Here is a 25,882-nt window from a genome sequence, read left to right on the forward strand (position 1 = left end):
CGTTCGGGATGAACGGGGGGCCCGGGGGCGGCAGCCCCCGGGTACGGCGACGTCAGACGAGGTTCACGGACCGGGCGGACGTCGCGCCGATCTCCGCCGAGACCTCCGCCAGCACCCCGGAAGGCACCGTGTCGTCGACGGTCAGCACGGCCAGCGCCTCGCCGCCGACCGTCGCGCGGGCCACCTGCATGCCGGCGATGTTGATGCCGGCCTCGCCGATGACGCGGCCGACGGTGCCGACGACACCCGGCCGGTCCTCGTAGCGCAGGACGACCATGTGGTCGGCGAGGGCGAGGTCCACGTCGTACTCGCCGACGGCGACGATCTTCTGGAGGTGCTTCGGGCCGGCCAGCGTGCCGGAGACCGACACCTCCTCGCCGTCCGAGAGGGTGCCGCGCACGGTGACGACGTTGCGGTGCTCCGGGGATTCCGAGCTGGTCGTCAGCCGGACCTCGACGCCGCGCTCCTGCGCGAACAGCGGGGCGTTGACGTACGACACGGTCTCGTCGACGACGTCCTCGAAGACGCCCTTGAGCGCGGACAGCTCCAGCACCTTCACGTCGTGCTGGGTGATCTCGCCGTAGACCTCGACGTCGAGGCGGACGGCGACCTCACCGGCGAGCGCGGTGAAGATGCGGCCGAGGCGCTCGGCGAGCGGCAGGCCGGGCTTGACGTCCTCGGCGATGACGCCGCCCTGGACGTTCACCGCGTCGGGGACCAGCTCACCGGCGAGGGCGAGGCGGACCGACTTGGCGACCGCGATGCCGGCCTTCTCCTGGGCCTCGTCGGTGGAGGCGCCGAGGTGCGGGGTGCAGACGACCTGGTCGAACTCGAACAGCGGCGAGTCGGTGCAGGGCTCCTTGGCGTACACGTCCAGGCCGGCGCCGGCGACGCGGCCCTCCTTGAGCGCCGAGTACAGCGCCTCCTCGTCGACGATGCCACCGCGCGCGGCGTTGACGATGCGGACGCTCGGCTTGACCTTGCGCAGCGCCTCGTCGCCGATCAGGCCGAGGGTCTCGGGGGTCTTGGGCAGGTGGACGGTGATGAAGTCGGAGACCTCGAGCAGCTCGTCCAGCGACAGGACCTTGACGCCCATCTGCGCGGCCCGGGCGGGCTGCACGTAGGGGTCGTAGGCGACGACCTTCATGCCGAAGGCCGACATGCGCTGTGCGACGAGGGCGCCGATACGGCCCAGACCCACGACGCCGAGGGTCTTCTCTGCCAGCTCGACGCCGGTGTACTTGCTGCGCTTCCACTCGCCGTTCTTGAGCGCGGCGTTGGCCTGCGGGATGTTGCGGGCGGTGGCGACGAGCAGACCACAGGCCAGCTCGGCGGCGGTCACGATGTTGGAGGTCGGGGCGTTGACCACCATCACGCCGGCCTTGGTGGACGCGGAGACGTCCACGTTGTCCAGGCCGACACCGGCGCGGGCGACGACCTTGAGCTTCTTCGCGGCGGCGATGGCCTCGGCGTCGACCTTGGTCGCGGAGCGGACCAGGATCGCGTCCACGTCGGCGATGGCGGGGAGCAGTTCGGCCCGGTCCGCGCCGTTGCACTGGCGGATCTCGAAGTCGGGGCCGAGCGCGTCCACGGTCGCGGGCGACAGCTCTTCAGCGATGAGTACGACGGGTTTCGAGCTCACGTGAGTCCTCACAGGTCCAATGCGGACGGCCGTCCCGACGGCCGCATGCGGTGGAGGGTTGCTAGCCGCGTGGAAGACGCACGACGCTGTGGGCCCGACGCGTATGTTGTCAGCAGTCTAGTGGCGTGGCGGGGGTCGTCCTGCGCCTCTGCGGAAGGATCACCCGTCCGTGGCCGGACGGGTGGGACAACGCCGCACTCACGACGTCGCCCGGGGTTCGCCGAAGGGGCCGGAGCGGCTTCGCTCCGGCCCCTTCGGACCCGAGGCTTACGCCTCCTCGTCGACCCAGCTCATGAGCTTGCGCAGCTCCTTGCCGGTGGTCTCCAGCAGGTGCTCGGAGTCCTGCTGCTTGTACTCGTTGTACTTCTTCAGACCGCCGTGGTACTCGTCCATCCAGTTCTTGGCGAACGTGCCGTCCTGGATCTCGGCGAGAACCTTCTTCATCTCGGCCTTGGTGGCGTCGGTGATGATCCGCGGACCGGTGACGTAGTCGCCCCACTCGGCGGTCTCGGAGATCGACCAGCGCATCTTCTCCAGGCCGCCCTCGTACATGAGGTCCACGATCAGCTTCAGCTCGTGCAGGCACTCGAAGTAGGCGATCTCCGGCTGGTAACCGGCCTCGGTCAGCGTCTCGAAGCCCGCCTTGACCAGCGCGGCCGTGCCACCGCACAGGACGGCCTGCTCGCCGAAGAGGTCGGTCTCGGTCTCCTCGGTGAAGGTCGTCTTGATGACGCCGGCGCGGGTGCCGCCGATGCCCTTCGCGTACGACAGGGCCAGCGCGAAGCCGTTGCCCGTGGCGTCCTGCTCGACGGCGGCGATGCAGGGAACGCCGCGGCCCTCCTCGTACTGACGGCGCACCAGGTGGCCCGGGCCCTTCGGGGCGACCATGCAGACGTCCACGCCGGCCGGGGGCTTGATGAAGCCGTAGCGGATGTTCAGGCCGTGACCGAAGAACAGGGCGTCGCCGTCCTTCAGGTTGTCCTTGATGTGCTCCTCGTAGACCTGGGCCTGGATCGGGTCCGGGACGAGGATCATGATGACGTCGGCCTCGGTGGCGGCCTCGGCCGGGCTGACCACGCGCAGGCCCTGCTCCTCGGCCTTGGCCTTGGACTTGGAGCCCTCGTGCAGACCGACGCGCACGTCCACACCGGAGTCGCGCAGCGACAGGGCGTGGGCGTGGCCCTGGCTGCCGTAACCGATGACCGCGACCTTGCGGCCCTGGATGATGGACAGGTCGGCGTCGGCGTCGTAGAACAGCTCGGCCACTGGGTTCTCTCCTTGTGTGCAGGTGTTGCGTCCCACCGTATGCCGGTGGGCGGAAGGGAAGTCTCGGGGTCTCGGAATGCGGGCGGCCGGACTTTCACCGGCCGCCCGTTTCCGTCGTTATGCGGACCGGTCGAGTGCGCGCAGCGAGCGGTCCGTGATCGAACGGGCGCCGCGGCCGATGGCGATCGTGCCGGACTGGACGAGTTCCTTGATGCCGTACGGTTCCAGCATCTTGAGCATGGCGGACAGCTTGTCGCTGCTGCCGGTGGCCTCGATGGTGACGGCCTCCGGGGAGACGTCGACGGTCTTGGCGCGGAAGAGCTGGACGATCTCGACGATCTGGGAGCGCGTCTCGTTGTCGGCGCGCACCTTCACCAGGACGAGTTCGCGCTGGACGGCCTGGGTGGGCTCCAGCTCGACGATCTTGAGCACGTTGATCAGCTTGTTGAGCTGCTTGGTGACCTGCTCCAGCGGGAACTCCTCGACGCTCACCACGATGGTGATGCGGGAGATGTCGGGGTGTTCGGTGACACCGACGGCGAGCGAGTCGATGTTGAAGCCGCGGCGGGAGAACAGGGCGGCGATCCGGGCGAGGATGCCGGGCGTGTTCTCCACCAGGACGGAGAGCGTGTGCTTGGACATGATCTCTTCGGTCTCTCTCGCTCAGTCGTCTTCGTTGTCGCCGAAGTCGGGGCGGACGTCCCGGGCGGCCATGATCTCGTCGTTCGAGGTGCCGGCGGCGACCATCGGCCAGACCATCGCGTCCTCGTGGACGATGAAGTCGACGACGACGGGGCGGTCGTTGACGGAGTTCGCCTCCTCGATGACCTTGTCGAGGTCGGCGGGGTCCTCGCAGCGGATGGCGTAGCAGCCCATGGCCTCCGACAGCTTCACGAAGTCGGGGACGCGGGTACCCGCGCTCGGCTGCCTGCCGTCGGCGTCGGGGCCGCTGTGCAGCACGGTGTTGGAGTACCGCTGGTTGTAGAACAGGGTCTGCCACTGGCGGACCATCCCGAGGGCGCCGTTGTTGATGATGGCGACCTTGATCGGGATGTTGTTCAGGGCGCAGGTGGTGAGTTCCTGGTTGGTCATCTGGAAGCAGCCGTCGCCGTCGATCGCCCAGACCGCCTGGTCGGGCGCGCCGGCCTTGGCGCCCATGGCGGCCGGGACGGCGTAGCCCATGGTTCCGGCGCCGCCGGAGTTCAGCCAGGTGGCGGGCTGTTCGTACTGGACGAAGTGCGCGGCCCACATCTGGTGCTGGCCGACACCGGCCGCGAAGATCGTCCCCTCGGGCGCCAGTTGCCCGATGCGCTCGATGACCTGCTGCGGCGAGAGCGAACCGTCCTCGGGCTGGTCGTAGCCCAGCGGGTAGGTGTCGCGCCAGCGGCTCAGGTCCTTCCACCAGGCGGTGTAGTCGCCCTTGCCGCCCTCGCCGTGCTCCTTCTGGACGGCCTGCACGAGGTCGGCGATGACCTCGCGGGCGTCGCCGACGATCGGCACGTCGGCGGCGCGGTTCTTGCCGATCTCGGCCGGGTCGATGTCGGCGTGGACGATCTTGGCGTGCGGCGCGAAGCTGTCCAGCTTGCCGGTGACGCGGTCGTCGAAGCGGGCGCCGAGGGCGACGATCAGGTCGGCCTTCTGCAGCGCGGTGACGGCGGTGACCGCACCGTGCATGCCCGGCATTCCCACGTGCAGCGGGTGGCTGTCGGGGAAGGCGCCGAGCGCCATCAGGGTGGTGGTGACGGGGGCTCCGGTGAGTTCGGCGAGGACCTTCAGCTCGGCTGTGGCCCGCGCCTTGAGCACGCCGCCGCCGACGTAGAGCACGGGGCGCTTCGCGGCGGTGATCAGCTTGGCCGCCTCGCGGATCTGCTTCGCGTGCGGCTTGGTGACCGGGCGGTAGCCGGGCAGGTCCATGACCGGCGGCCAGGAGAAGGTGGTCTTCTTCTGGAGGAGGTCCTTGGGGATGTCGACCAGGACCGGGCCGGGGCGGCCGGTGGAGGCGATGTGGAACGCCTGCGCGATCACCCGGGGGATGTCCTCGGCCTTGGTGACGAGGAAGCTGTGCTTGGTGATCGGCATGCTGATGCCGACGATGTCCGCTTCCTGGAAGGCGTCCGTGCCGATCGACGAGGACACCACCTGCCCGGTGATCGCGACCAGCGGCACGGAGTCCATGTGCGCGTCGGCGATCGGGGTGACCAGGTTGGTGGCGCCGGGTCCCGAGGTCGCCATGCAGACGCCCACCTTGCCGGTGGCCTGCGCGTAGCCGGTGGCCGCGTGGCCGGCGCCCTGCTCGTGGCGGACCAGGACGTGACGCACCTTGGTGGAGTCCATCAGAGGGTCGTACGCCGGAAGGATCGTGCCGCCGGGAATGCCGAATACCGTGTCGGCGCCGACCTCCTCGAGAGAGCGGATGAGGGACTGCGCACCCGTGACGTGCTCGGGGGCGGACTGTCCTCCGGATCGGGGCCGCGGCTGCGGGTGATGGGCCCCGGTGGCCTGCTCGGTCATCGGCATTCTCTTCTCGATGCTGAGGGTTTTTGCGAGGTTTGCGCGGAGTGCGGCTGCTGCTCGGCAGGTGCCTGTGCAACAAAAAACCCCTCGTGCCATAAGGCAAGCGAGGGGAGCGCGCCGGGTGTGGGTCGCTGGGAGTCCGGGTCGGTCCGGACGTCACCAGCTCAGCCGACGCGCTGTCCAAGTACGAGAATTCGGGTGCGCATGGCACTGACCCTCCCCCCGGCACGCACCCACTGTCAAGTGGGTGGGACGGGAGTCTCATCATGTGAGCGGAGGGCCGTGCCACCACCCAGAACGGCGGGCAGCCCGGGGCCGACACCTGGGGCTGCCCCCGGACCGACGCCGGTGCCGACGGCCGTTCCCATCCCCGTACCGACCCCCGTGCCGACGGCCGTACCGACTCCCGTACCGACGGCCGCCCCGACTCCCGTACCGACTCCTCTGGAGTACACCCCCGCGCCGCCGCCGCCCGCGAAGGCCGGTTCGGCCGGGCCGTGCGGCACCGGGTAGTGGCCGGTTGTGAGCGCTCTGCGCAGCCGGTACTCGTCCAGCGGCCCGGAGAACGCCATGCCCTGCCCGTGCGTGCAGCCCATCGCCCGCAGGGCGACGATCTGCTCGGGCAGGTCCACCCCGTCGGCCACGGACTGCAGCCCGAGGTCGGTGGCGATGCGCAGCAGACCACTGGTGATCTTGTGCAGCCGCGCGGACTCCACCACGCCCTCGACCAGGCCCCGGTCGAGCTTGAGGACGTCCACGGGGAGTCGCCGCAGGGCGGTGATCGCCGCGTAGCCGCTGCCGAAGCCGTCCAGGGCGATACGGACGCCCACTCTCCGCAGGGCGTTCAGCCGGCGGTCCAGCTCGTCCAGGCCGACCCGTGGGTCGATGTCCGACAGCTCGATCACGAGTGAGCCGGGCGGCAGTCCGTGCCGGGTCAGCAGGGCCTCCACGGAACCCAGCGGCATGGACCGGTCCAGCAGCCGGCGGGCACCGACCCGTATGGCGACGGCCACCGGCAGCCCGGCGCCCGCGCGTTCGGCCGCCTGCTCCACGGCCTCCTGGAGCACCCAGCGGTCCAGTTCGGCGGTCTTGTCGCCGTCCTCGGCCACGCGCAGGAACTCGGCGGGGGTGAACATCACCCCCTGCGAGGAGCGCCAGCGCGGCTGCGCGCAGACCGACGTGATCCGGCCGTCCGTCAGGGAGACCACCGGCTGGTGCAGCAGCGCGAACTCACCGTCGTGCAGCGCGGCCCGCAGGCGCGTGGCCAGCTCGGCCTTGCGCACGACGTCCTGCTGCATCTGTGGTCTGTAGAGCTCGACGCGTCCCTTGCCGGCCGCCTTGGCGCGGTACATCGCGAGGTCGGCGTTGCGCAGCAGCTCGCCGGCGCCGAGACCCGGTTCGGCGAAGGCGACCCCGATGGAGGCGTTGACACGGACGTCGCTGCCGTCGATGAGGTAGGGCTGCGAGAGGGTCATCCGCAGACGGTCGGCGAGTTCCAGGATGTGTCCCTCGCGGGCGGCCCGGTCCCTGGCGCCGTCCCCGACGATCAGGGCCGCGAACTCGTCGCCGCCCAGCCGGGAGGCGGTGTCCCCCTTGCGGACGGCCTCGTGGAGTCTGCGGGCGGCCTGCACCAGCAGCTCGTCGCCGGCCTGGTGCCCGATGGTGTCGTTGACGGCCTTGAAACCGTCGAGGTCGATGAAGAGCACCGCCGTGCCGCGCAGGGCGGCGCCCCGGTCCGAGGCGCGGCGGCCGGACAGGGCCTGCTGGACGCGCCGGGTGAACAGGGCGCGGTTGGGCAGGTCGGTGAGCGGGTCGTGCTCGGCGTTGTGCTGGAGCTGGGCCTGGAGGCGCACTCTTTCGGTCACGTCCCGGCTGTTGAAGATCAGGCCCCCGTGGTGACGGTTGACGGTGGACTCGACGTTGAGCCAGCCGCCGTCCCCGGAGCGGAAGCGGCACTCGATGCGTGTGGTGGGTTCCTCGGCCGGGCTCGCGGCGAGGAACCGGCGTACCTCGTGCACCACGCAGCCGAGGTCCTCCGGGTGGATGAGACCGGCCAGTTCACTGCCCACCAGTTCCTCGGCGGGGCTTCCGTAGACCCCGGCGGCGGCCGGGGAGACGTAGCGCAGGATGCCGTTGGGTGCGGCGATCATGATGACGTCGCTGGAGCCCTGCACCAGGGAGCGGAAGTGGTTCTCCTTCTGGGCCAGTTCCTGGGTGAGGGTGATGTTGTCGAGCAGCATGATGCCCTGGCGTACGACGAGCGCGAGGACCACGGTGCCGCCGGTCAGCAGCACCACGCGGTCGACGCTGCGGCCGTTGAGGACGTTGTAGAGGATGCCCAGGGTGCAGACCGCGGCGGCGAGGTACGGCGTGAGCGCGGCCAGGGACCCGGCGATGGGCCGGGTGGCCGGATAGCGTCCGCGCTCGCCCGCGTGACCGGGTCCGGCCCCGGGTCCGCCCTCGTGTTCCGGTCCGGACGTTGAGCCGGGCACGGACGTGGGCGCGGTCCCGGGCACGGGCGTTGGCATCGTACCGGGCACGGACATCGGCGCGGGCTGGTGACCGACCGTGCCGCGTTGTCCGGGGACGTGCTCGCGCACCACGCGCGTGTGCCCGTCCGGCTCACGCCCGTCGGATTCCCGCGCGTCGTACGACAGCCCCCGCCGGGACGCGGCCCAGGGGGCGTAGGCGAGCAGCAGGGAACCCGCGAACCATCCCGCGTCGAGCAGCTGGCCCGAGCGGTAGTTGTTGTGCAGCAGCGGCGAGGTGAACAGGGCGTCGCACATCACCGTCAGGGCGAGCGCGCCGATGGCGGTGTTGACGGCCGACCTGCAGACGGGTGATCGCCTGAAGTGCAGCGCGAGCACCATGCTGACCAGTGCGATGTCGAGCAGCGGGTACGCCACCGAGAGCGCGGAGTGGGCGACGCTGGAACCGCCTCCGGCCTTCGCCGCCTGGGCGAGCGCCAGGCTCCACGCGAGGGTCAGCAGCGAACCGCCGATCAGCCAGGCGTCGAGACCCAGGCAGATCCAGCCGGCCTTCGTCACCGGCCGTTTGGCCAGCACCAGCAGCCCCACGATGGCGGGCGGCGCGAAGCACAGGAAGAACAGGTCCGCGTAGCTGGGGCTGGGCACGGGCTGACGCAGCACGACCTCGTACCACCCCCAGACCAGATTGCCCAGGGCCGCCATCGCCGAGGAGAGGGCGAACAGCAGCCAGGCCGGCCGGAAGCGGACGCGGCGCCCGCGGGCGTAGAGGAAGCAGGAGAGGGCGGCGGTCGCCGCGGCGGCGCTCAGTCCGAAGTCGCCCATGATCTTGGCGACGTAGTCCGAGCCCCAGCCGAGCGCGGCACCGACGGCGTATCCCCCGCAAACCAGGGCCAGCAGGAGCTGGCGGACGAGGGCGAACCCGCCGACGGCGGCCGAGGGCCGGGGCAGCAGCGGCCCGGTCGAGGGCTGCGTCCGCAGCGCTCCGTCCAGGGTGGGCACGGGGGACGGCGGGCTCACCGGGGCCTCCCGGTCCATGCCGCTCCCGCGTCCCCCGGGCCCCGGTGCGCCGGCTGGGGGTGCTTTCCGCGGCTGCTCTGCCGACGCTGGTGAGGACCGTACCGGCCGTGTGGGCCGCCGGGGCGGCGGTGCCGACCGCGTCTGTGTGCGGTCGTGGTCGTGCGCCAGGGTCGCCGGCGGCGGCTCCGCCGCGTCGGGTTCTTCGTCCATAGGCCGTGCATCGCCCGTCGCCCCCCTCACAGTCTGAGATGTCCATCCCCGGCGCCGAACGGTGCGCGGCGCATCCCCTGTCGGACGATACACCAGTCTCGTCACTCAGGGACATAGGTTCTCTACTCTCCGTGACGACCAGCGGATATGCGCGTACCCACCGCATCCGGCAAGTTGCGGAGGGTACCTGAAACGGATTACGCGCCCGTCATCAGGATCACGTTGCGCAGCGGCTCCCGGTTCACGAAACGGCTCAACTGGTCCACCAGCAGCCGCTTGGCGCGCGGCAGAAAGGCGGAGGTCGGTCCCCCGGCGTGCGGGCTGACGAGTATGCCCGGAGCCTGCCACAGGGGGTGGCCCGGCGGCAGCGGCTCGGGGTCGGTCACGTCGAGGGCTGCGGTGAGGCGCCCGCTCTCCAGTTCGGCCAGCAACGCCTTCGTGTCGACGACGGGGCCGCGCGCGACGTTGACGAGCAGGGCGCCGTCCTTCATCCGGGTCAGGAAGTCCGCGTCGACCAGGCCGCGGGTGGCGTCGGTGAGCGGCGTGGAGATGATGACGACGTCGGCCTGTGGGAGCAGCGCCGGGAGTTCGGTGAGCGGATGCACCGGGCCGCGCGCCGTGGTGCGGGCGGAGCGCGCGACGCGCACCACTGGCGCGACCTCGAAGGGCACGAGCCGGTCCTCGATCGCGGCGCCGATCGAGCCGTACCCGACGACGAGTACCTTCCGGTCGGCGAGCGCGGGCCGGAAGCCGCCGAGCCACTCGCCCCGGTCCTGCGCCCGGACGAAGTCGGGGATGCCGCGCAGCGACGCGAGGATCAGCGCGAGGGTGAGTTCGGCGGTGCTGGCCTCGTGCACCCCGCGCGCGTTGCACAGCCGTACGCCCGCGGGCAGGTGCTTCAGCCCGGGCTCCACGTGGTCGATGCCGGCGGAGAGGGTCTGGACGACCTGGACGGAGCGCATGTCCGGCAGCGGGCGTACGCCGATCCCGGTGGGCTTCATGTAGGGGACGACGTAGTACGCGCAGTCGGCCGGGTCGGCGGGGAAGGCCTCCTCGCCGTTCCAGTAGCGGTAGGCGGGGCCCTCGGGGAGCCCCTCGATCTCGTCCGGCGGGATGGGCAGCCACACGTCAGGAGTCATGGTCAGGAGGCTATGTCAGGGGCTCGGAAGGGCAGAGGTTAGGTTGGGTGGCCTGACGAGGGAGGGTCACGACCGGTGGAGCGCAGGACGATCGGCGCGACGGCACTCGCGGTGGGGGCCGTCGGACTGGGGTGCATGCCGATGAACTGGGCGTACAGCGCGTCGCGGCAGCGGGGCGAGGAGTCGGTCAGGGCGGTGCACCGGGCCCTCGACCTGGGCGCTTCCCTGCTGGACACGGCGGACATGTACGGCCCGTTCACCAACGAGCTGCTGCTGGGCCGGGTGTTGAAGGAGCGGCGGTCGGATGCCTTCGTGTCGACCAAGGTCGGTCTGCTGGTGGGCGATCAGCACATCGTGGCCAACGGCCGCCCCGGCTATGTGAGGCGTGCCTGCGACGCCTCGCTGCGCCGGCTGCAGACGGACGTCATCGATCTCTACCAGCTGCACCGCGCCGATCCCGAGATACCCGTCGAGGAGACCTGGGGCGCGATGGCGGAGCTGGTGCGGGCCGGGAAGGTACGGGCGCTGGGGCTCTGCGCGGTCGGCGCGCGGTCGGCCCGGCGGCCGGGGGCGCGGCTGCACGACGCGACGATCCGCCAGCTGGAGCGGGTGCAGCAGGTCTTCCCGGTGAGCGCGGTGGAGGCGGAGCTGTCGGTGTGGTCGCCGGAGGCGCTGCGGACGCTGCTGCCGTGGTGTGTGACGCGCGGTGTCGGTTTCCTCGCCGCGATGCCGCTCGGCAACGGTTTCCTGACCGGCACGCTGACGCCCGGGCAGGGTTTCGAGCCGGAGGACCTGCGCGCCCGGCACCCCCGCTTCACCGCCGAGATGATGGCCGCCAACCAGCCGATCGTGGCCGGTCTGCGGCGGATCGCGGCCCGGCACGGTGACGAGGTCACGCCGGCGCAGGTGGCGCTGGCCTGGGTGCTGGCGCAGGGGCGGCACGTGGTGCCGGTGCCGGGCACCAAGCAGGAACGCTGGGTGACGCAGAACGCGCGGGCGGCACAGCTGCGGCTGACAGCGGAGGATCTGGCGGAGGTGCGCGGGCTGCCCGCGGCGCAGGGCTCGTGGGAGTGATCCGCGCTTTCCCGTACGGACACGCGGTTCCTGAGGCGCGATCCACCGAGGGCCGGGTTTCCTGGTTCGGGATTCGGCGATCGGGAACTTGTAGGACGCGTGCGGTGTATGACAAGGAGAACCCGCCGCGTCGAAGGGACCATGATCGTGCAACGTCGAGCCGTGACGGCCGTGTTGGCCGCCGCCGCCCTCCTGCTGACGGCCGGCTGCTCCTCCGACGACGGGGAGCCGTCCGGCGCCGACGGCGGCACCTCCCCGAGCCGTACGACGGCGCAGTCCTCGCCCTCGGGCTCGGCCGCCGAACAGGCCCCGCCCGCGAAGGGCTCCGTGAAGGTGCTGCGTACGGTCGCCACGGGGCTGAAGAGCCCCTGGGGTCTGGCCCCGCTGCCGGGCGGTGACCTGCTGGTCTCCTCCCGTGACGAGGCCACGATCACCCGGGTCGACGAGGAGACGGGCAAGAAGACGGAGCTGGGCGAGGTGCCCGGGGTGTCCCCGTCCAGCGAGGGCGGCCTCCTCGGCATCGCGCTCTCCCCCGACTACGCCTCGGACCACATGGTCTACGCGTACTTCACCTCGGCCTCGGACAACCGCGTCGTGCGCATGCTGTACGACGAGAAGAGGCCGGCCGGTGAGCAGCTGGGCGCGCCGGACACGGTCTTCCGGGGTATCCCCAAGGGCGTCGTCCACAACGGCGGCCGGATCGCCTTCGGCCCCGACAAGATGCTCTACGCGGGCACGGGCGAGAGCGGTGACACCGGCCTGTCCCAGGACAAGGAGTCCCTCGGCGGGAAGATCCTTCGGATGACACCGGACGGCGACCCGGCGCCGGGCAATCCCTTCCCCGACAGTGCGGTGTACTCGTACGGGCACCGCAACGTGCAGGGGCTGGCCTGGGACGACAAGCAGCGGCTGTTCGCCGCGGAGTTCGGGCAGGAAACCTGGGACGAGCTGAACGCGATCAAGCCCGGGGACAACTACGGCTGGCCCGAGGCGGAGGGCGAGTCCGGCGGCTCGGAGTTCCACGACCCCCTCGCCCAGTGGAGCACCGACGAGGCCTCGCCCAGCGGCATCGCGCACGCCGAGGGCTCCGTGTGGATGGCCGGCCTGAGGGGCGAGCGTCTGTGGCGCGTCCCGCTGAAGGGCACGGAGGCGGCGGCCGACCCGCAGGCGTTCCTGGAGGGCGAGTACGGCCGGCTGCGCACGGTGGTCCCGGCGGGCGGCGACAGGCTGTGGCTCGTGACCAGCAACACGGACGGCCGGGGTGACGCCAAGGGGGGCGACGACCGGATCCTGGAACTGCGGGTGACGTAGGCGGGGCCCGTCACTCGTCCTCGGCCGCCGCGCGGCGCGGCGGGTGGACGACGACCTTGCCCGAGGTGAGGTCTATCGGTCCGTGGCCGGGGTCGCCGTCGCCGACGTCCTCGCGGGTCAGTTCCAGTCGGTTCTGCTCGTCGCGGGTGTGTTTGCGGCCGGGGGAGAAGAGTTCCTCGAATGCGTTGAACACGGAGCCTCCGTCGGTCGGCGTCCTTACAGCGTAAGCCTCACCGCGTCGAACGGGCCGTGAGCCCTCACAGCGGGAACAGCGCCGGCCGGCGGGCCACCGCCGCCGCCTCGCCGCACCCCAGGACACCGAGTCCGGCCAGGATGCGGAGACCTCGTCGTGCCGGCCGCCGCCGGCGCCTGGTCTCCACGGACCGGAGCATCGCACGCGGGTCCGACAGCGGGGCACCGGTCCGGGGACGGAGGCCGGCGGACGGAACGGCGACGGGGAGGGCGGCCGTGCCGTCTCCTTCCCCGGACTGCCCGTTCACGCGGCCCGGGTGAACCGGTGCCGGAGGAACCGCGGCGTATGGCGGTCCGCACCGGCGGCACCGTCGCGGGCGTCGCGGCGGGCGTCGCGGCGGGCGTCGCGGCGGGCGTCGCGGCGGGCGCGGACGGCCTCGCGGGCCAGCCGGGCCTGGTCGGCGCTGCGGATCAGTTCGGCGGAACGGGTCTGCTGGATCTCGTACTCGAACATGGTGTGCCCCTCGGTGAGAGCCGGTTCCGGCCTGGGTTTCGGCTCGGTTTCGGCTTCGCTTGCTTGCGATGCCTCAACCTTCGTCTCCGAGGGGGGTGAGCCACATCGGGTAAGTTCCGCATCTTCGGCGGGACGCGGGGCCTTAGATACGCGCGAGGGGTCTTAGACGTGTGTGAGGGGTCTTAGGGCGTGCGCCGGGTGCGCGCCGGTGCCCTGAGACCCCTCGGGGGCCGCGTGGGCGTCAGCCCACGGCCGGCACGTCCAGGATGACGTTGGTGTACTTGAGCACGGCCAGGATCAGGCCGATCACGCCCAGCGCGACGCCGGCCCAGGAGACCGACTTGATCCACGCGGCCTGCGGCTTGCCGGGGGCGCCGAACGCGGGCCGGACCAGCACCACGACGCCGACGATCAGCGCGATCAGCGCGAAGACGCCGCCCCAGAGGGCAGTGGCCTGCCAGGCGTCGCCGTAGCCCTTCTCCAGCATGTCCTGGACGTTCGAGGAGGTGGTCGTCTCCAGTTGTCCGAAGACCGACTCACGAGCGGAGGCGACGGTGCCGACCCAGCTCCCCGTCAGCGAGACGATGCCGAGCCCCGCGGAGACGACGGCGCCCGCGCCCTGGCCGACGCCGGTGGCGTCCTCGTTCTCGGTGGTGGCGAAATCGCCGTCGTCCGTCACTTCGGCATCCGTAGTGGCGTCGTCCTCGGCGGCGCCCGCGACGTCAGCGGTCTCGGTCTCGGTCCCGGCCGTCCCGGGGGCCTCGGCCGTCTCGTCCGTCTTGTGCAGGTCGGTCTTCACGCCGGTCTCGTCCACTGTCTTCGTTCCCATGTCTCGCACCGTACGGACGCTGTCTGAGAGGTCCCTTAACGTTCCTTTTGAGCGGCACGCGCGCGTGCCTCACGTGCCGCACGCCACTCGGGCGCGAGCACCGCCCACACCTCCGTGTCCTGGCGGGCACCCCGGTAGGGGAAGGTCTCGCGCAACACGCCCTCCCGCATCATGCCGAGTCGCCGGGCGGCGTTGACACTCGGGGTGTTGGCGGACGACGCGTGCCACTCCACACGGTGCATCCCGCGCTCGTCGAACGCCCAGTCGATCAGGACCCGGGCGCCGCGCGTGACCAGGCCGCGCCCGGTCCCCGCCGGTTCCAGCCAGCAGCCGATCTCGCAGACGCCGGTGGCCGCGTCGAAGACCCGGAAGAGCAGGCCGCCGACGAGCTTGCCGTCCAGCCACAGTCCGTGCAGGAAGCCGCTGTCGGCGGCGTGCCGGTCGGCGTAGGCCTGGATCACCTCACGGGCGGAGTCGACGTCCGTGGCCTTCGCCCCGAAGGGAATGTGCTGTGTGATGAACTCCCTGCCCCGGTCCAGGTGGGCCAGGAACTCCTCGGCGTGCCAGGTCTCCAGGGGGCGCAGTTCGGCTCCGTCGTCACCCAGTGGTATCGCGTACATCCCGCTGCCGATCCTCCTCCGCAAGGACGTCCGCCACTTCGGCGTCCGTCGCGGCGGCCAGCCTCTCATGGGTGACACGGCACTCGGGCGGCTCGATGCTGATACGCGGCAGGAGCTTGTCCAGCCGGCTCGGCAGCCACCAGTTGGCGCTGCCGAGCAGGTGCATCAGGGCGGGTACCAGCAGCGTACGGAGCACGAAGGCGTCCAGCGCGACGGCTGCGGCGAGCGCGATGCCGAACATGGCGATCACCCGGTCGCCGCTGAGGACGAAGGCGAGGAACACCGAGATCATGATGACCGCGGCGGAGTTGATCACCCGGCTGGTCTCGGCCAGGCCTACGCGGACGGCACGGCGGTTGTCGCCGGTCTCCAGCCACTCCTCGTACATCCGGCTGACCAGGAAGACCTGGTAGTCCATGGAGAGCCCGAAGAGCACCGACACCATGATCACGGGCAGGAAGGGCTCGATCGGGCCGGCGCTGCCGAGGCCGAGCAGTTCACTCCCCCAGCCCCACTGGAAGATCGCGACGACGACGCCGAAGGAGGCGGTGACGGCGGCCACGTTCATCGCGGCGGCCTTGACGGGGATGCCGACCGAGCGGAAGGCCAGCAGGAGCAGCACGCAGCCCAGGCCGATGACGACGCCGACGAAGAGGGGCAGCTTGCCGACGATGACGTCGGCGAAGTCGTCGTAACCGGCCGTCACACCGCCGACGTGCACGTCGAGCGCGGTGCCGGCCTCGGCGCGGGGCAGCACCTCCAAGCGCAGCCGTTCGACGAGGTCGCTGGTGTTCCGGGACTGCGGTGCGGACTCGGGCACGACGGTGAGGTAGGCGGTGTCGCCGCCGGAGTCGTATGTCACGGGGGTCACCGAGGAGACGCCCTCGGTGGTGCGCAGGGAGGTGTCGAGATTGTCCAGGGCGAGCCGGTCCTCGGCCCCGCCGACCTCTGTGACCAGGGTGAGGGGGCCGTTCACGCCGGGTCCGAAGCCCTCGGCGAGCAGGTCGTAGGCCTGGCGGGTGGTCGTGCCGCGGGGGTCGTTTCCCTGGTCGGAGGTGCCGAGGCGCAGTCCGAGAGTGGGCAGCGCGAGGACGGTGACGACGACGAGGGCGACGGCGCCGAGCAGTTTGGGGTGACGCTCCACGAACGCGGACCAGCGGGCGGCGAACCCGGTGGGCAGCTCGGGTTCGGGCCCGTGCTCCGCGAGCCGGCGCCGCTCGCGCCGGCTCAGGGCGCGCGGGCCGATGTACGACAGCAGGGCCGGCAGCAGGGTCACGGATGCGGCGACGGTGAGGACGACGGTCAGCGAGGCGGCGATGGCCACGCCGTTGAGGAAGTTCAGCCGGAGGATCAGCATGCCCAGCAGGGCGATGCAAACGGTGGCACCCGCGAAGACGACCGCGCGTCCCGTGGTCGCGACGGCGCTCTCGGCGGCCTCGGCGACCGTGAGCCCCCGCTTCAGTCCGCGCCGGTGTCTGGTGACGATGAACAGCGCGTAGTCGATGCCGACGCCGAGTCCGATGAGGGTGCCCAGCATGGGGGCGAAGTCGGCGACGGTCATGACGTGGCCGAGCAGGGTGATGCCCGCGTAGGAGGTGCCGACCGAGACCAGCGCGGTGGCGATGGGCAGCGCGGCGGCGGCGAGGGAGCCGAAGGCGAGGAAGAGGACGACCGCGGCCACGGCCACACCGAGGGCTTCGGCGAGATGGCCTTCCGGCGCCTCGGTGAGCGCGACGGCGCCGCCGCCCAGTTCGACCTGGAGCCCCTCGGTCTCGGCTTCCTCGGCGGTGTCGACCACGGCCCGCGCGTCGCCCGCGTCGATGTCCTGGGAGGCGTCCTCGAAGGTGACCGAGGCGTACGCCGTGTGGGCGTTCTCGCTGATCAGAGGCGAGTCGGGGTCGTGGTACGGGTTGGTCACCGAGGCCACCCCGGGCAGGTCCGCGACGCGGTCCAGGGTGTGTGTCATGGACTGTTCGACGTCGGGGGCGCGGACGGTTCCCGTCGTCGTGTGCCACACGATCGTCTCGCTGTCACCGCCGAGGCCGGGGAAACCGGAGGCGAGCAGCCGGGAGGCACGGTCGGAGTCGGTGCCGGGGACTCCGTAGTCGTTGGAGTACGCGGAGCCGGCGGCCACGGCGGCCGTGGCGACCCCGCCGAACGCGAGGAGCCAGAGCAGGACTGCGACGAGGCGGCGCCGGACACACCAGCGCGCGAGGGCTGCCACGAACGTGCTCCCAGGGTGTCTGATTGTGGATCTTTGGCCGGGAACAGTCGTACATGGTGCGAACAGCCCGCAAAGAACGCATGAGCAATGCGCCGCCACTCTTTCAGGCAGAGATGATCCTTTGCCGGTTTCGTGGGCTTATTCACAATTCCGCCTTGTTCACCATCCGGCCTCGCCCACCGTCCCGCCTCGCCGCGGGGAACACCCTGACGAGTAAGGACGAAAGGGCGGTGCCAGGACCCTTGGTCCCGGCACCGCCCTTCACACATCGCACGCCGGCGCGGCGCTCAGCCCTCCACGCCCAGCTTCTGAAGGATCAGCTCCTTGACGCGCGCCGCGTCCGCCTGACCCCGGGTCGACTTCATGACCGCGCCGACCAGGGCGCCGACCGCGGCCACCTTGCCGCCGCGGATCTTGTCCACGACGCCCTGGTTGCCGGCGATGGCCTCGTCGACGGCGGCGGTCAGCGCGCCCTCGTCGGAGACGACCTTCAGGCCGCGCTTGTCGACGACCTCGTCCGGCGTGCCCTCACCGGCGAGGACGCCCAGGATGACCTGGCGGGCCAGCTTGTCGTTCAGGTCGCCCTTGGTGACGAGCTCGGCGACCCGCGCGACCTGCTCCGGCGTGATCGCCAGCTCGTCGAGCGACGTGCCCGACTCGTTGGCGCTGCGGGCCAGCTCACCCATCCACCACTTGCGGGCGGAGGCCGAGTCGGCACCGGCGTCGATCGTGGCGACGATCGGGTCCAGCGCGCCGGCGTTGAGGATCGACTGCATGTCGTTGCCGGAGACGCCCCACTCCTCGCGGAGCCGGTTGCGGCGCACCAGCGGCAGTTCGGGCAGGGTGGCGCGGATCTCCTCGACCCACTCGCGCGAGGGGGCGACCGGCACCAGGTCGGGCTCCGGGAAGTACCGGTAGTCCTCGGCCTCCTCCTTCACGCGGCCCGAGGTCGTGGACCCCGTGTCCTCGTGGAAGTGGCGGGTCTCCTGGATGATCGTGCCGCCGTCGTTCAGCACGGCGGCGTGCCGCTGGATCTCGAAGCGGGCCGCCCGCTCGACCGAACGCAGGGAGTTGACGTTCTTGGTCTCGCTGCGGGTGCCGAACTTCTCCCGGCCGTGCGGGCGCAGCGACAGGTTCACGTCGCAGCGCATCTGGCCCATCTCCATGCGGGCGTCGGACACGCCGAGGGCACGGATGAGTTCGCGCAGTTCACGGACGTAGGCCCGCGCGACCTCGGGGGCGCGCCCGCCCGCTCCCTCGATCGGCTTGGTGACGATCTCGATGAGCGGGATGCCCGCGCGGTTGTAGTCGAGCAGGGAGTGCGAGGCGCCGTGGATACGGCCCGTCGCGCCACCGACGTGCATCGACTTGCCGGTGTCCTCCTCCATGTGGGCGCGCTCGATCTGGACACGGAAGGTCTCGCCGTCCTCCAGCTGCACGTCGAGGTAGCCGTCGAAGGCGATCGGCTCGTCGTACTGGGAGGTCTGGAAGTTCTTCGGCATGTCCGGATAGAAGTAGTTCTTCCGGGCGAAGCGGCACCACTCGGCGATCTCGCAGTTCAGCGCGAGACCGATCCGGATCGCCGACTCGACGCCGGTCGCGTTGACGACCGGGAGCGCGCCGGGCATGCCGAGGCAGACGGGGCAGGTCTGGGTGTTGGGGTCGGCGCCCAGTGCGGTCGAACAGCCGCAGAACATCTTGGTGTGGGTGCCGAGTTCGACATGGACCTCGAGGCCCATGACGGGGTCGTACGACGCCAGCGCGTCCTCGTACGACACCAGGTCGGTCGTGGTGGTCACGGTGAAACTTCCCTCTCAGCCCAGCAGGACGTCGTCGTCGCCCAGGCGCTTCAGCTCGCGGTAGAGGATGGCGAGGTTGGTGACGACCGCTGCTCCGGTCACGACGGCGTCGAGCAGCCGCAGCGTGTCGTGGTCGCCGCGGGCCTTCTTGATCTGCTTGTACACCCCGACGGCGCCGAACGCCGACGTGGCCATCGAGACGTACAGGCCGGACTTCGAGCTCTTGAAGCCCTTGGCCTTGGACAGTGCGCTCACAGCGACGGTGCCTCCTCGATCAGCGGGTGGCCCCACCTTTCCACGAAGGCGGCCTCGACCGCGGCGCCGACCTTGTACAGCCGGTCGTCCTTCATGGCGGGGGCGATGATCTGCAGACCCACCGGCAGGTTGTCCTCGGGTGCGAGGCCGCAGGGCAGCGACATGGCCGCGTTGCCCGCCAGGTTGGTGGGGATGGTGCACAGGTCGGCCAGGTACATCGCCATCGGGTCGTCGGCGCGCTCGCCGATCGGGAAGGCGGTGGTCGGGGTCGTCGGGGAGACGATCACGTCGACCTGCTCGAAGGCCTGCTCGAACTCCTGCTTGATCAGGGTGCGGACCTTCTGGGCGCTGCCGTAGTACGCGTCGTAGTAGCCCGAGCTCAGGGCGTACGTGCCGAGCATGATGCGGCGCTTGACCTCGGGGCCGAAGCCGGCCTCGCGGGTCAGGGAGGTGACCTCCTCGGCGGAGTGCGTGCCGTCGTCGCCGACGCGCGCGCCGTAGCGCAGGCCGTCGAAGCGGGCGAGGTTGGAGGAGCACTCGGAGGGCGCGATCAGGTAGTACGCGGAGAGCGCCAGGTCGAAGGACGGGCAGTCCAGCTCGACGACCTCGGCGCCCAGCTCCTTGAGCAGTTCGACGGACTCGTCGAAGCGCTGGATGACGCCGGGCTGGTAGCCCTCGCCGCGGAACTGCTTGACGACGCCGACGCGCATGCCGGAGACCGAGCCGTTGCGGGCGGCCTCGACGACCGCGGGGACCGGGGCGTCGATGGAGGTGGAGTCCATCGGGTCGTGTCCGGCGATCACCTCGTGCAGCAGGGCCGCGTCCAGGACCGTACGGGCGCAGGGCCCGCCCTGGTCGAGGGAGGAGGAGAAGGCCACCATGCCGTAGCGGGAGACGCCGCCGTACGTCGGCTTGACGCCGACCGTGCCGGTGACGGCCGCGGGCTGGCGGATGGAGCCGCCGGTGTCGGTGCCGATGGCGAGCGGCGCCTGGAAGGCGGCGAGGGCGGCGGAGGAACCGCCGCCGGAACCGCCGGGGATCCTGGTGAGGTCCCAGGGGTTGCCGGTCGGGCCGTACGCGCTGTTCTCCGTCGAGGACCCCATGGCGAACTCGTCCATGTTGGTCTTGCCGAGGATGACGACGTCGGCGGCCTTCAGCCGCTGGGTGACGGTCGCGTCGTACGGCGGGATCCAGCCTTCGAGGATCTTCGAGCCGACGGTGGTGGGGATGCCCTCGGTGGTGAAGATGTCCTTGAGCGCGAGCGGGACGCCGGCCAGCGGGCCGAGCTTCTCGCCGCGCTCGCGCTTGGCGTCCACGGCACGTGCCTGGGCGAGGGCGCCCTCGCGGTCGACGTGCAGGAAGGCGTGCACCTTCTCGTCGACGGCCTCGATGCGGGCCAGGTGGGCCTCGGTGACCTCGACGGCCGTCAGCTCGCCGGAGGCGATCTTCGCGGCGATCTCGGCCGCGGTGAGCTTGATGATGTCGCTCATGGCGGTTACTCCTCCCCCAGGATCTGCGGCACCTTGAATCGCTGCTGCTCCTGGGCCGGGGCGCCGGAGAGCGCCTGCTCGGGCGTGAGCGACGGACGGACCTCGTCCGGCCGCATGACGTTCGTCAGCGGGAGCGGGTGCGAGGTCGGCGGTACGTCTTGGTCGGCGACCTCGCTGACGCGGGCGACCGCGCCGATGATGTCGTCCAGCTGTCCCGCGAAGTGCTCGAGCTCTTCGGGCTTCAGCTCCAGACGCGCCAGCCGGGCGAGGTGGGCGACCTCCTCGCGCGTGATGCCAGGCATGCAGCGTTCCTCTGGGGTGAGTGTGTGTGGTGTGGGCAAATCGGCTTTCGCAAGTCGGTTTGGCCCAATCCTATGGGTCGGGGGCCGGTGCGCGTGAAACGGTCGCCCTCAGCGCCGGAGCGACGGCGCCGAAGCGCCCCGAGGGGGCGCCGGCCCCGCCGCTATCCCACCCGCCCCGGGTCGTCCGCCGCGGCTGCCGGAAGGGCCGCCGCGGGACGCTGCCAGCCGCGGTCGCCGCGGGCCAGCAGCCAGGCGGTGGTCTCCTCCGGCGGCATCGCGGCCGCGACCAGCCAGCCCTGTACGGCGTCGCAGCCCAGGTCGCGCAGGCGCTCCCAGGTCTCGTCGTCCTCCACGCCCTCGGCGACGACGAGCAGGCCGAGCGAGTGCGCGAGGTCGACGGTGCAGCGCACGATGGCCGCGTCCTCGGTGTCGACGGCCAGCCGGGCCACGAACGAGCGGTCGATCTTCAGCTCGCTGACCGGGAGCTTGCGCAGGTGGACGAGGGAGGAGTAGCCGGTGCCGAAGTCGTCCAGGGACATCTTCACGCCGTGTCCGGTCAGCGCGTTGAGGGTGTCGGCGGCGCGCTGCGGGTCCTCCAGGAGGACGTGTTCCGTGATCTCCAGTTGGAGCGCTCCCGCCGGGACGCCGTGCCGGGCGAGCCGGGCGGCGACCGCGCCCGCGAAGCCGGGGGTGTGGACGTCGCGCGGGGAGACGTTGACCGCGACGGGCACGAACAGGCCCTGGGAGCGCCACTGGGCGACCTGTTCGAGGGCCCTCTCCAGCACGTACTCGGTGAGGTGGGGCATCAGTCCGGAGGACTCGGCGATCGCTATGAACTCGTCCGGGGGCACCTTGCCCCGCTCGGGGTGCACCCAGCGGACCAGGGCCTCCAGGCCCGCGACCTGTCCGTCGAAGCGGACCTTGGGCTGGTAGTGCAGCTGGACCTCGTGGGCGTCCAGGGCCCGGCGCAGGTCGCCCAGCAGCCCGAGCCGGTCGGGGGTGTTGGAGTCCCGCTTGGACTCGTAGACCTCCACGCCCGTACGGTCCCGCTTCGCCTGGTACATCGCCACGTCCGTGCGGCGCAGCAGCCCTTCGGTGTCCAGCGCGTGGTCGGGGAAGACGGCGACGCCGGCGCTGGCCTCCAGGACGAGGGTGAGCCCGTCCAGGTCCATCGGGGAGCTGAGCGCGGCCACCAGGCTCCGGGCGATCCGGGTCGCCGACGTGGTCGAGTCGGCGACGGGCAGCAGGACGGCGAACTCGTCGCCGCCGAGCCGCGCGGCCTCCGCTCCGCGCGGCAGGGCCTGCCGCAGCCGGTCGGCGGTCTGCAGCAGCAGCCGGTCGCCGGCGAGGTGTCCGAGCGTGTCGTTGACCGACCGGAAGCGGTCGAGGTCGATCAGCATCAGGGCGGCGCGGGCCCCGATGCGCTCGGCGTCGTCCAGGGCGGCCCAGGTCCGCTCGAGCAGCCACTGACGGTTGGGCAGTCCGGTGAGCGGGTCGCGCAGTTGCTCCTCGGCCCGGGCGCGGGCGATCCACAGCGTGGAGTCGAGGGCGATCAGCGGGATGGAGAACAGCGGCAGCAGCAGCGGCTTGGCGACGGCCACCACGCAGACCAGCGGGGCGATGCCGAGCAGCGCGACGGCGACCAGGCCCTGTCTGACCAGGGCGGAGCGGGCGACGGTGGGCAGGCCCGGGCGCGGTGTCTGCAGGTACCAGAGCAGGGCGCGGGTGACGGCGAGGTAGGCGACCGCGACGAGCACCACCTTGGGCGCCGCGTACACCCCCCAGGTGTTCGGGTCCCAGGGGTCCTCGACGGTCGGTACGGAGCCGCAGACGCCCAGCAGCAGGGCGCCCGCGGCGATGCCGAGGATGTCCACCGCGCCGTGCAGGACGCCCTGCCGCCAGCGGCCCCGGCGGGCTATGCCGACCAGGACGACGACGGTGAGGCTGACCAGGCCGGCCGGAAGCCAGCCGTACAGCAGCAGGACGGCGAGGCTGAGGGCGGCGCCGGAGCCGGTGCCGCCCCACCAGCGGGAGCGGCCGAGCATCACCAGGTGGCCGACGACGACGCCGGTCAGCACGGCCAGGGACCAGCCGACGGTGCCGGACGGGAAGAGGGCCTGGCCGTCGGTGAACGCCCGGTAGAAGCCGGCGCCCAGCACGAAGGCGGCGGCCGCGACGACCGCCGAGGGCAACGCGGGCCAGGCCAGGTGCCGTTCACCGTCGGTGCCGGTGCCGGCGTCCGTGCCGGTGCCGGACAGGAGGGAGGGGTGGCGGGCGGCCGGCGGACCGGAGCCGCGACCGGTGGTGGGCGGCCCCGAGCCGCGAGCGGCGGCCGGTGGTCCGGAGCCCCGGCCGGTGACCGGAGAGGCGGAGCCGCGGACGGCGGCGGGCGGCCCGGAGCCCCGGACGGCGGCCTTGGGATGCGGTGCGCCACCACCGCGCTGCCCGAGCCACCGGCTCACGTGCCACGCGCCCACCATGCGACGCAGGCGCAGCCGTGAGCCCGCGGCGGCGCTCTCGGTCGGTTCCATTCCCGTCCCTCTCACAGCCGGCGGTGCCCACGCCACGCGGCCCCCGCCTCGACCACCATCAACGGCTCCGCGTCGGAGACCTCTTCCTCCCGTCCCTCGGGGCAGGGGGATGCCCCGACCGCAGCCGGGCACGGCGGGCGCACACCTCAACAGTAGGCCGCGGAAGGCTTCCAGGGGCACCGGTCGTCGGCGGTTGCCCGAATGCGACCTGGCCACCCGTATGCATCTGGTATGCGCCGAACGGGTGGCCTTCAACCGCTATTCCTCAGCCGAAAGTGCGACGTCGGCCGCCGCTTCGGGTCCTTGTTCGAGCAGGACGGTGAAACCGTCCTCGTTCAGAACCGGTACTTTCAGCTGCATCGCCTTGTCGTACTTCGAACCGGGACTGTCACCGACCACCACGAACGACGTCTTTTTGGAGACCGACCCGGTCACCTTCGCGCCTCTGCTCTGCAGGGCGTCCTTGGCTCCGTCCCGGGTGAAGTTCTCCAGGGTGCCGGTGACCACGACGGTCAGCCCCTGGAGCGGACGGGGCCCCTCGTCCTCCCCCGTCGACCGGTCCTCCAGCGGGACTCCGGCCGCCTTCCACTTGCGGACGATCTCGCGGTGCCACTCCTCTGCGAACCACTCCTTGAGAGCGGTGGCGATGATCGGGCCGACGCCGTCGGTGTTCGACAACTCCGCCTCGGTGGCCTGCTCGATGCGGTCGAGCGAGCGGAACTCGCGGGCCAGGGCCTGGGCGGCGACGGGCCCGACGTGCCGGATGGAGAGCCCGTTGAGGAAGCGGGCCAGCGGACGGGTCTTGGCCTCCTCGATGTGCCGCAGCAGCGCGAGGGTGTTCTTCTTCGGCTCGCCCTCCTTGTTGGCGAAGACCGTGACGATCTTCTCCTCGCCCGTCCTGGGGTCGCGCTTGGGCAGCCCGCTGTCCGGGTCGAGGACGTACGCCTTGATGGGCAGCAGCTTCTCGACGGTGAGGTCGAAGAGGTCGCCCTCGTCCACCAGCGGCGGCCGAGAGGGCTCCAGCGGCCCGGTCAGCGCGGCCGCCACGACACCGCCGAAGTGCTCGATGTCCAGGCACTCCCGGCCGGCGAGGTAGGAGACTCGCTCCCGCAACTGGGCCGGGCACGTGCGGGCGTTGGGGCAACGGAGGTCGATGTCGCCCTCCTTCATCGCCTTCAGCGGCGTCCCGCACTCGGGGCACTCGACCGGCATGACGAACTCCCGCTCGCCGCCGTCCCGCAGGTCGGCGACCGGCCCGAGGATCTCCGGGATCACGTCACCGGCCTTGCGCAACACCACGGTGTCGCCGATGAGCACGCCCTTGGCCTTGACGACCTCCTGGTTGTGCAGCGTGGCGAACTCCACCTCGCTGCCGGCCACCGTGACCGGCTCGACCTGCGCGTACGGCGTGACGCGGCCGGTGCGGCCGACGCCCACCTTGATGTCGACGAGCTTGGTGTTGACCTCTTCCGGCGCGTATTTGTAGGCGATGGCCCAGCGCGGCGCCCGGGCCGTGGAGCCGAGCCGTCCCTGGAGGCGGATCTCGTCGAGTTTGACGACGACACCGTCGATCTCGTGCGCCACGGAGTGCCGGTTCTCGCCGTAGTACGCGATGAACTCCCGTACGCCGTCGAGTCCGTCGACCACCCTGTTGTGCGGGGAGGTGGGCAGGCCCCAGGTCTTCAGCAGGTCGTAGGCCTGGGAGAGGCGGGTCATGCCCTTGAAGCCCTCCAGGACGCCGATGCCGTGGACGACCATGTGGAGCGGGCGGGTGGCGGTGACGCGCGGGTCCTTCTGGCGCAGCGAACCCGCCGCCGCGTTGCGCGGGTTGGCGAAGGGCTTGTCCCCCGCCTCGTTCAGCCGCTTGTTGAGCTCCTGGAACTTCTCCATCGGGAAGTAGACCTCGCCGCGGATCTCCACGAGGTCGGGGACCTCGTCCCCCGTGAGGCGCTCCGGGATGTCGGCGATGGTGCGGACGTTGGGGGTGATGTCCTCGCCGGTGCGGCCGTCGCCGCGGGTGGCCGCGCGGACGAGCCGGCCCCGCTCGTAGGTGAGGTTGACGGCGAGTCCGTCGACCTTCAGCTCGCACAGGAAGTGGTACTTCTGCTCGCCCAGCTCCCGGGCGATGCGCTCGGTCCAGGCGGCGAGCTCGTCGTCGTTGAAGGTGTTGTCGAGGGAGAGCATGCGCGAGCGGTGCTCTACGGCCGTGAACTCCGTCTCGTAGGACCCGGCGACCTTCTGGGTGGGAGAGTCCGGGGTGCGCAGCTGCGGATACTCCTCCTCCAGCTCCTCCAGGGAACGCAGCAGCCGGTCGAAGTCCGCGTCGCTGACGACGGGGGCGTCCTTCACGTAGTACCGGAAGCGGTGCTCCTCGATCCGCTCAGCGAGCTGCACGTGCTTCTCGCGCGCCTCGGCGGGCACGCTCGTCGTCTCCGCCTGCTTGTCGCCGGCCACCGTGTCGTCC

General features: G+C 71.2%; 20 protein-coding genes. 2 read left to right on the forward strand and 18 right to left on the reverse strand.

Features of this window, described 5'->3' with window-relative positions; translation table 11 throughout:
* Window positions 1–52: 52 nt before the first annotated feature.
* The 6 genes from serA to ACH4NX_RS32755 form a co-directional block, all read right to left on the reverse strand.
* The gene (gene serA, locus ACH4NX_RS32730; RefSeq protein ID WP_351401568.1) at window positions 53–1,642 is read right to left on the reverse strand and encodes a phosphoglycerate dehydrogenase; all 1,590 of its coding nucleotides are present in this window, start codon (window positions 1,640–1,642) and stop codon (window positions 53–55) included.
* Between the two features lie 267 nt (window positions 1,643–1,909).
* The gene (ilvC, locus tag ACH4NX_RS32735; protein ID WP_279561887.1) at window positions 1,910–2,908 is read right to left on the reverse strand and encodes a ketol-acid reductoisomerase; all 999 of its coding nucleotides are present in this window, start codon (window positions 2,906–2,908) and stop codon (window positions 1,910–1,912) included.
* Window positions 2,909–3,025: 117 nt separating this feature from the next.
* Window positions 3,026–3,550: an acetolactate synthase small subunit gene (ilvN, locus tag ACH4NX_RS32740; RefSeq protein ID WP_351401571.1), complete on the reverse strand. Its 525-nt coding sequence runs from the start codon at window positions 3,548–3,550 to the stop codon at window positions 3,026–3,028.
* Between the two features lie 21 nt (window positions 3,551–3,571).
* Window positions 3,572–5,419 carry an acetolactate synthase large subunit gene (locus ACH4NX_RS32745; RefSeq protein WP_351401573.1) on the reverse strand — a complete coding sequence of 616 codons (1,848 nt, stop codon included), beginning with the start codon at window positions 5,417–5,419 and terminating at the stop codon, window positions 3,572–3,574.
* A 242-nt stretch (window positions 5,420–5,661) separates the two neighbouring features.
* Window positions 5,662–8,946, reverse strand: coding sequence for a putative bifunctional diguanylate cyclase/phosphodiesterase (locus ACH4NX_RS32750; protein WP_398129707.1), 3,285 nt, complete (start codon window positions 8,944–8,946; stop codon window positions 5,662–5,664).
* A gap of 389 nt (window positions 8,947–9,335) precedes the next feature.
* Window positions 9,336–10,277: a 2-hydroxyacid dehydrogenase gene (locus ACH4NX_RS32755; RefSeq protein ID WP_398129708.1), complete on the reverse strand. Its 942-nt coding sequence runs from the start codon at window positions 10,275–10,277 to the stop codon at window positions 9,336–9,338.
* 75 nt (window positions 10,278–10,352) lie between these two features.
* On the opposite strand from ACH4NX_RS32755, the gene ACH4NX_RS32760 reads away from it, so the two are divergent.
* Entirely contained in the window at window positions 10,353–11,351 is a 999-nt protein-coding gene (locus tag ACH4NX_RS32760; RefSeq protein ID WP_351401579.1) for an aldo/keto reductase, read from the forward strand.
* A gap of 108 nt (window positions 11,352–11,459) precedes the next feature.
* Window positions 11,460–12,662: a PQQ-dependent sugar dehydrogenase gene (locus ACH4NX_RS32765; RefSeq protein ID WP_398129709.1), complete on the forward strand. Its 1,203-nt coding sequence runs from the start codon at window positions 11,460–11,462 to the stop codon at window positions 12,660–12,662.
* A gap of 10 nt (window positions 12,663–12,672) precedes the next feature.
* On the opposite strand, the gene ACH4NX_RS32770 is transcribed toward ACH4NX_RS32765, so the two are convergent.
* From ACH4NX_RS32770 to ligA, 12 genes are all read right to left on the reverse strand, one after another.
* Entirely contained in the window at window positions 12,673–12,855 is a 183-nt protein-coding gene (locus tag ACH4NX_RS32770) for a DUF6191 domain-containing protein (RefSeq protein WP_351401584.1), read from the reverse strand.
* Window positions 12,856–12,919: 64 nt separating this feature from the next.
* Window positions 12,920–13,042, reverse strand: a complete 123-nt coding sequence (locus tag ACH4NX_RS32775) for a hypothetical protein (protein ID WP_351401586.1) — start codon at window positions 13,040–13,042, stop codon at window positions 12,920–12,922.
* A gap of 116 nt (window positions 13,043–13,158) precedes the next feature.
* Complete coding sequence (locus tag ACH4NX_RS32780; RefSeq protein WP_398129710.1) at window positions 13,159–13,368, reverse strand: hypothetical protein; 210 nt, start codon at window positions 13,366–13,368, stop codon at window positions 13,159–13,161.
* A 241-nt stretch (window positions 13,369–13,609) separates the two neighbouring features.
* A complete protein-coding gene (locus ACH4NX_RS32785; RefSeq protein ID WP_351400242.1) occupies window positions 13,610–14,197 on the reverse strand; it encodes a hypothetical protein in 588 nt (195 codons plus the stop codon).
* A gap of 35 nt (window positions 14,198–14,232) precedes the next feature.
* Window positions 14,233–14,817 (reverse strand): GNAT family protein, encoded by a 585-nt coding sequence (locus tag ACH4NX_RS32790; RefSeq protein WP_351400241.1) that lies wholly within the window; start codon window positions 14,815–14,817, stop codon window positions 14,233–14,235.
* Window positions 14,795–17,041: an MMPL family transporter gene (locus ACH4NX_RS32795; RefSeq protein ID WP_398129711.1), complete on the reverse strand. Its 2,247-nt coding sequence runs from the start codon at window positions 17,039–17,041 to the stop codon at window positions 14,795–14,797. Before ACH4NX_RS32795 ends, ACH4NX_RS32790 begins: the two co-directional genes overlap by 23 nt.
* A 287-nt stretch (window positions 17,042–17,328) precedes the next feature.
* On the reverse strand, window positions 17,329–18,840 hold the full coding sequence (gene gatB, locus ACH4NX_RS32800) for an Asp-tRNA(Asn)/Glu-tRNA(Gln) amidotransferase subunit GatB (RefSeq protein WP_398129712.1): 1,512 nt from the start codon (window positions 18,838–18,840) through the stop codon (window positions 17,329–17,331).
* 15 nt (window positions 18,841–18,855) lie between these two features.
* A complete protein-coding gene (locus tag ACH4NX_RS32805; RefSeq protein ID WP_210960232.1) occupies window positions 18,856–19,095 on the reverse strand; it encodes a hypothetical protein in 240 nt (79 codons plus the stop codon).
* The gene (gatA, locus tag ACH4NX_RS32810) at window positions 19,092–20,585 is read right to left on the reverse strand and encodes an Asp-tRNA(Asn)/Glu-tRNA(Gln) amidotransferase subunit GatA (protein ID WP_351400238.1); all 1,494 of its coding nucleotides are present in this window, start codon (window positions 20,583–20,585) and stop codon (window positions 19,092–19,094) included. Before gatA ends, ACH4NX_RS32805 begins: the two co-directional genes overlap by 4 nt.
* Before the next feature lie 5 nt (window positions 20,586–20,590).
* On the reverse strand, window positions 20,591–20,887 hold the full coding sequence (gatC, locus tag ACH4NX_RS32815; RefSeq protein WP_003973500.1) for an Asp-tRNA(Asn)/Glu-tRNA(Gln) amidotransferase subunit GatC: 297 nt from the start codon (window positions 20,885–20,887) through the stop codon (window positions 20,591–20,593).
* Between the two features lie 161 nt (window positions 20,888–21,048).
* The gene (locus tag ACH4NX_RS32820) at window positions 21,049–23,418 is read right to left on the reverse strand and encodes a putative bifunctional diguanylate cyclase/phosphodiesterase (protein WP_398129713.1); all 2,370 of its coding nucleotides are present in this window, start codon (window positions 23,416–23,418) and stop codon (window positions 21,049–21,051) included.
* Window positions 23,419–23,676: 258 nt separating this feature from the next.
* A complete protein-coding gene (gene ligA / locus ACH4NX_RS32825; protein WP_398129714.1) occupies window positions 23,677–25,872 on the reverse strand; it encodes an NAD-dependent DNA ligase LigA in 2,196 nt (731 codons plus the stop codon).
* Window positions 25,873–25,882 lie beyond the last annotated feature (10 nt).

This window comes from Streptomyces sp. NPDC017225, from assembly GCF_044331465.1.
Classification (GTDB): domain Bacteria; phylum Actinomycetota; class Actinomycetes; order Streptomycetales; family Streptomycetaceae; genus Streptomyces.

Excerpts from the sequence above, each read along its gene's own strand:
- ACH4NX_RS32820 (WP_398129713.1), bottom strand. The coding sequence starts at position 23,418 with ATGGAACCGACCGAGAGCGCCGCCGCGGGCTCACGGCTGCGCCTGCGT.
- ACH4NX_RS32780 (WP_398129710.1), bottom strand. The coding sequence starts at position 13,368 with ATGTTCGAGTACGAGATCCAGCAGACCCGTTCCGCCGAACTGATCCGC.
- ACH4NX_RS32765 (WP_398129709.1), top strand. The coding sequence starts at position 11,460 with ATGACAAGGAGAACCCGCCGCGTCGAAGGGACCATGATCGTGCAACGT.
- ilvN (WP_351401571.1), bottom strand. The coding sequence starts at position 3,550 with ATGTCCAAGCACACGCTCTCCGTCCTGGTGGAGAACACGCCCGGCATC.
- ACH4NX_RS32745 (WP_351401573.1), bottom strand. The coding sequence starts at position 5,419 with ATGACCGAGCAGGCCACCGGGGCCCATCACCCGCAGCCGCGGCCCCGA.
- ACH4NX_RS32755 (WP_398129708.1), bottom strand. The coding sequence starts at position 10,277 with ATGACTCCTGACGTGTGGCTGCCCATCCCGCCGGACGAGATCGAGGGG.
- gatA (WP_351400238.1), bottom strand. The coding sequence starts at position 20,585 with ATGAGCGACATCATCAAGCTCACCGCGGCCGAGATCGCCGCGAAGATC.
- gatC (WP_003973500.1), bottom strand. The coding sequence starts at position 20,887 with ATGCCTGGCATCACGCGCGAGGAGGTCGCCCACCTCGCCCGGCTGGCG.
- ACH4NX_RS32790 (WP_351400241.1), bottom strand. The coding sequence starts at position 14,817 with ATGTACGCGATACCACTGGGTGACGACGGAGCCGAACTGCGCCCCCTG.
- ACH4NX_RS32785 (WP_351400242.1), bottom strand. The coding sequence starts at position 14,197 with ATGGGAACGAAGACAGTGGACGAGACCGGCGTGAAGACCGACCTGCAC.
- ACH4NX_RS32750 (WP_398129707.1), bottom strand. The coding sequence starts at position 8,946 with ATGGACCGGGAGGCCCCGGTGAGCCCGCCGTCCCCCGTGCCCACCCTG.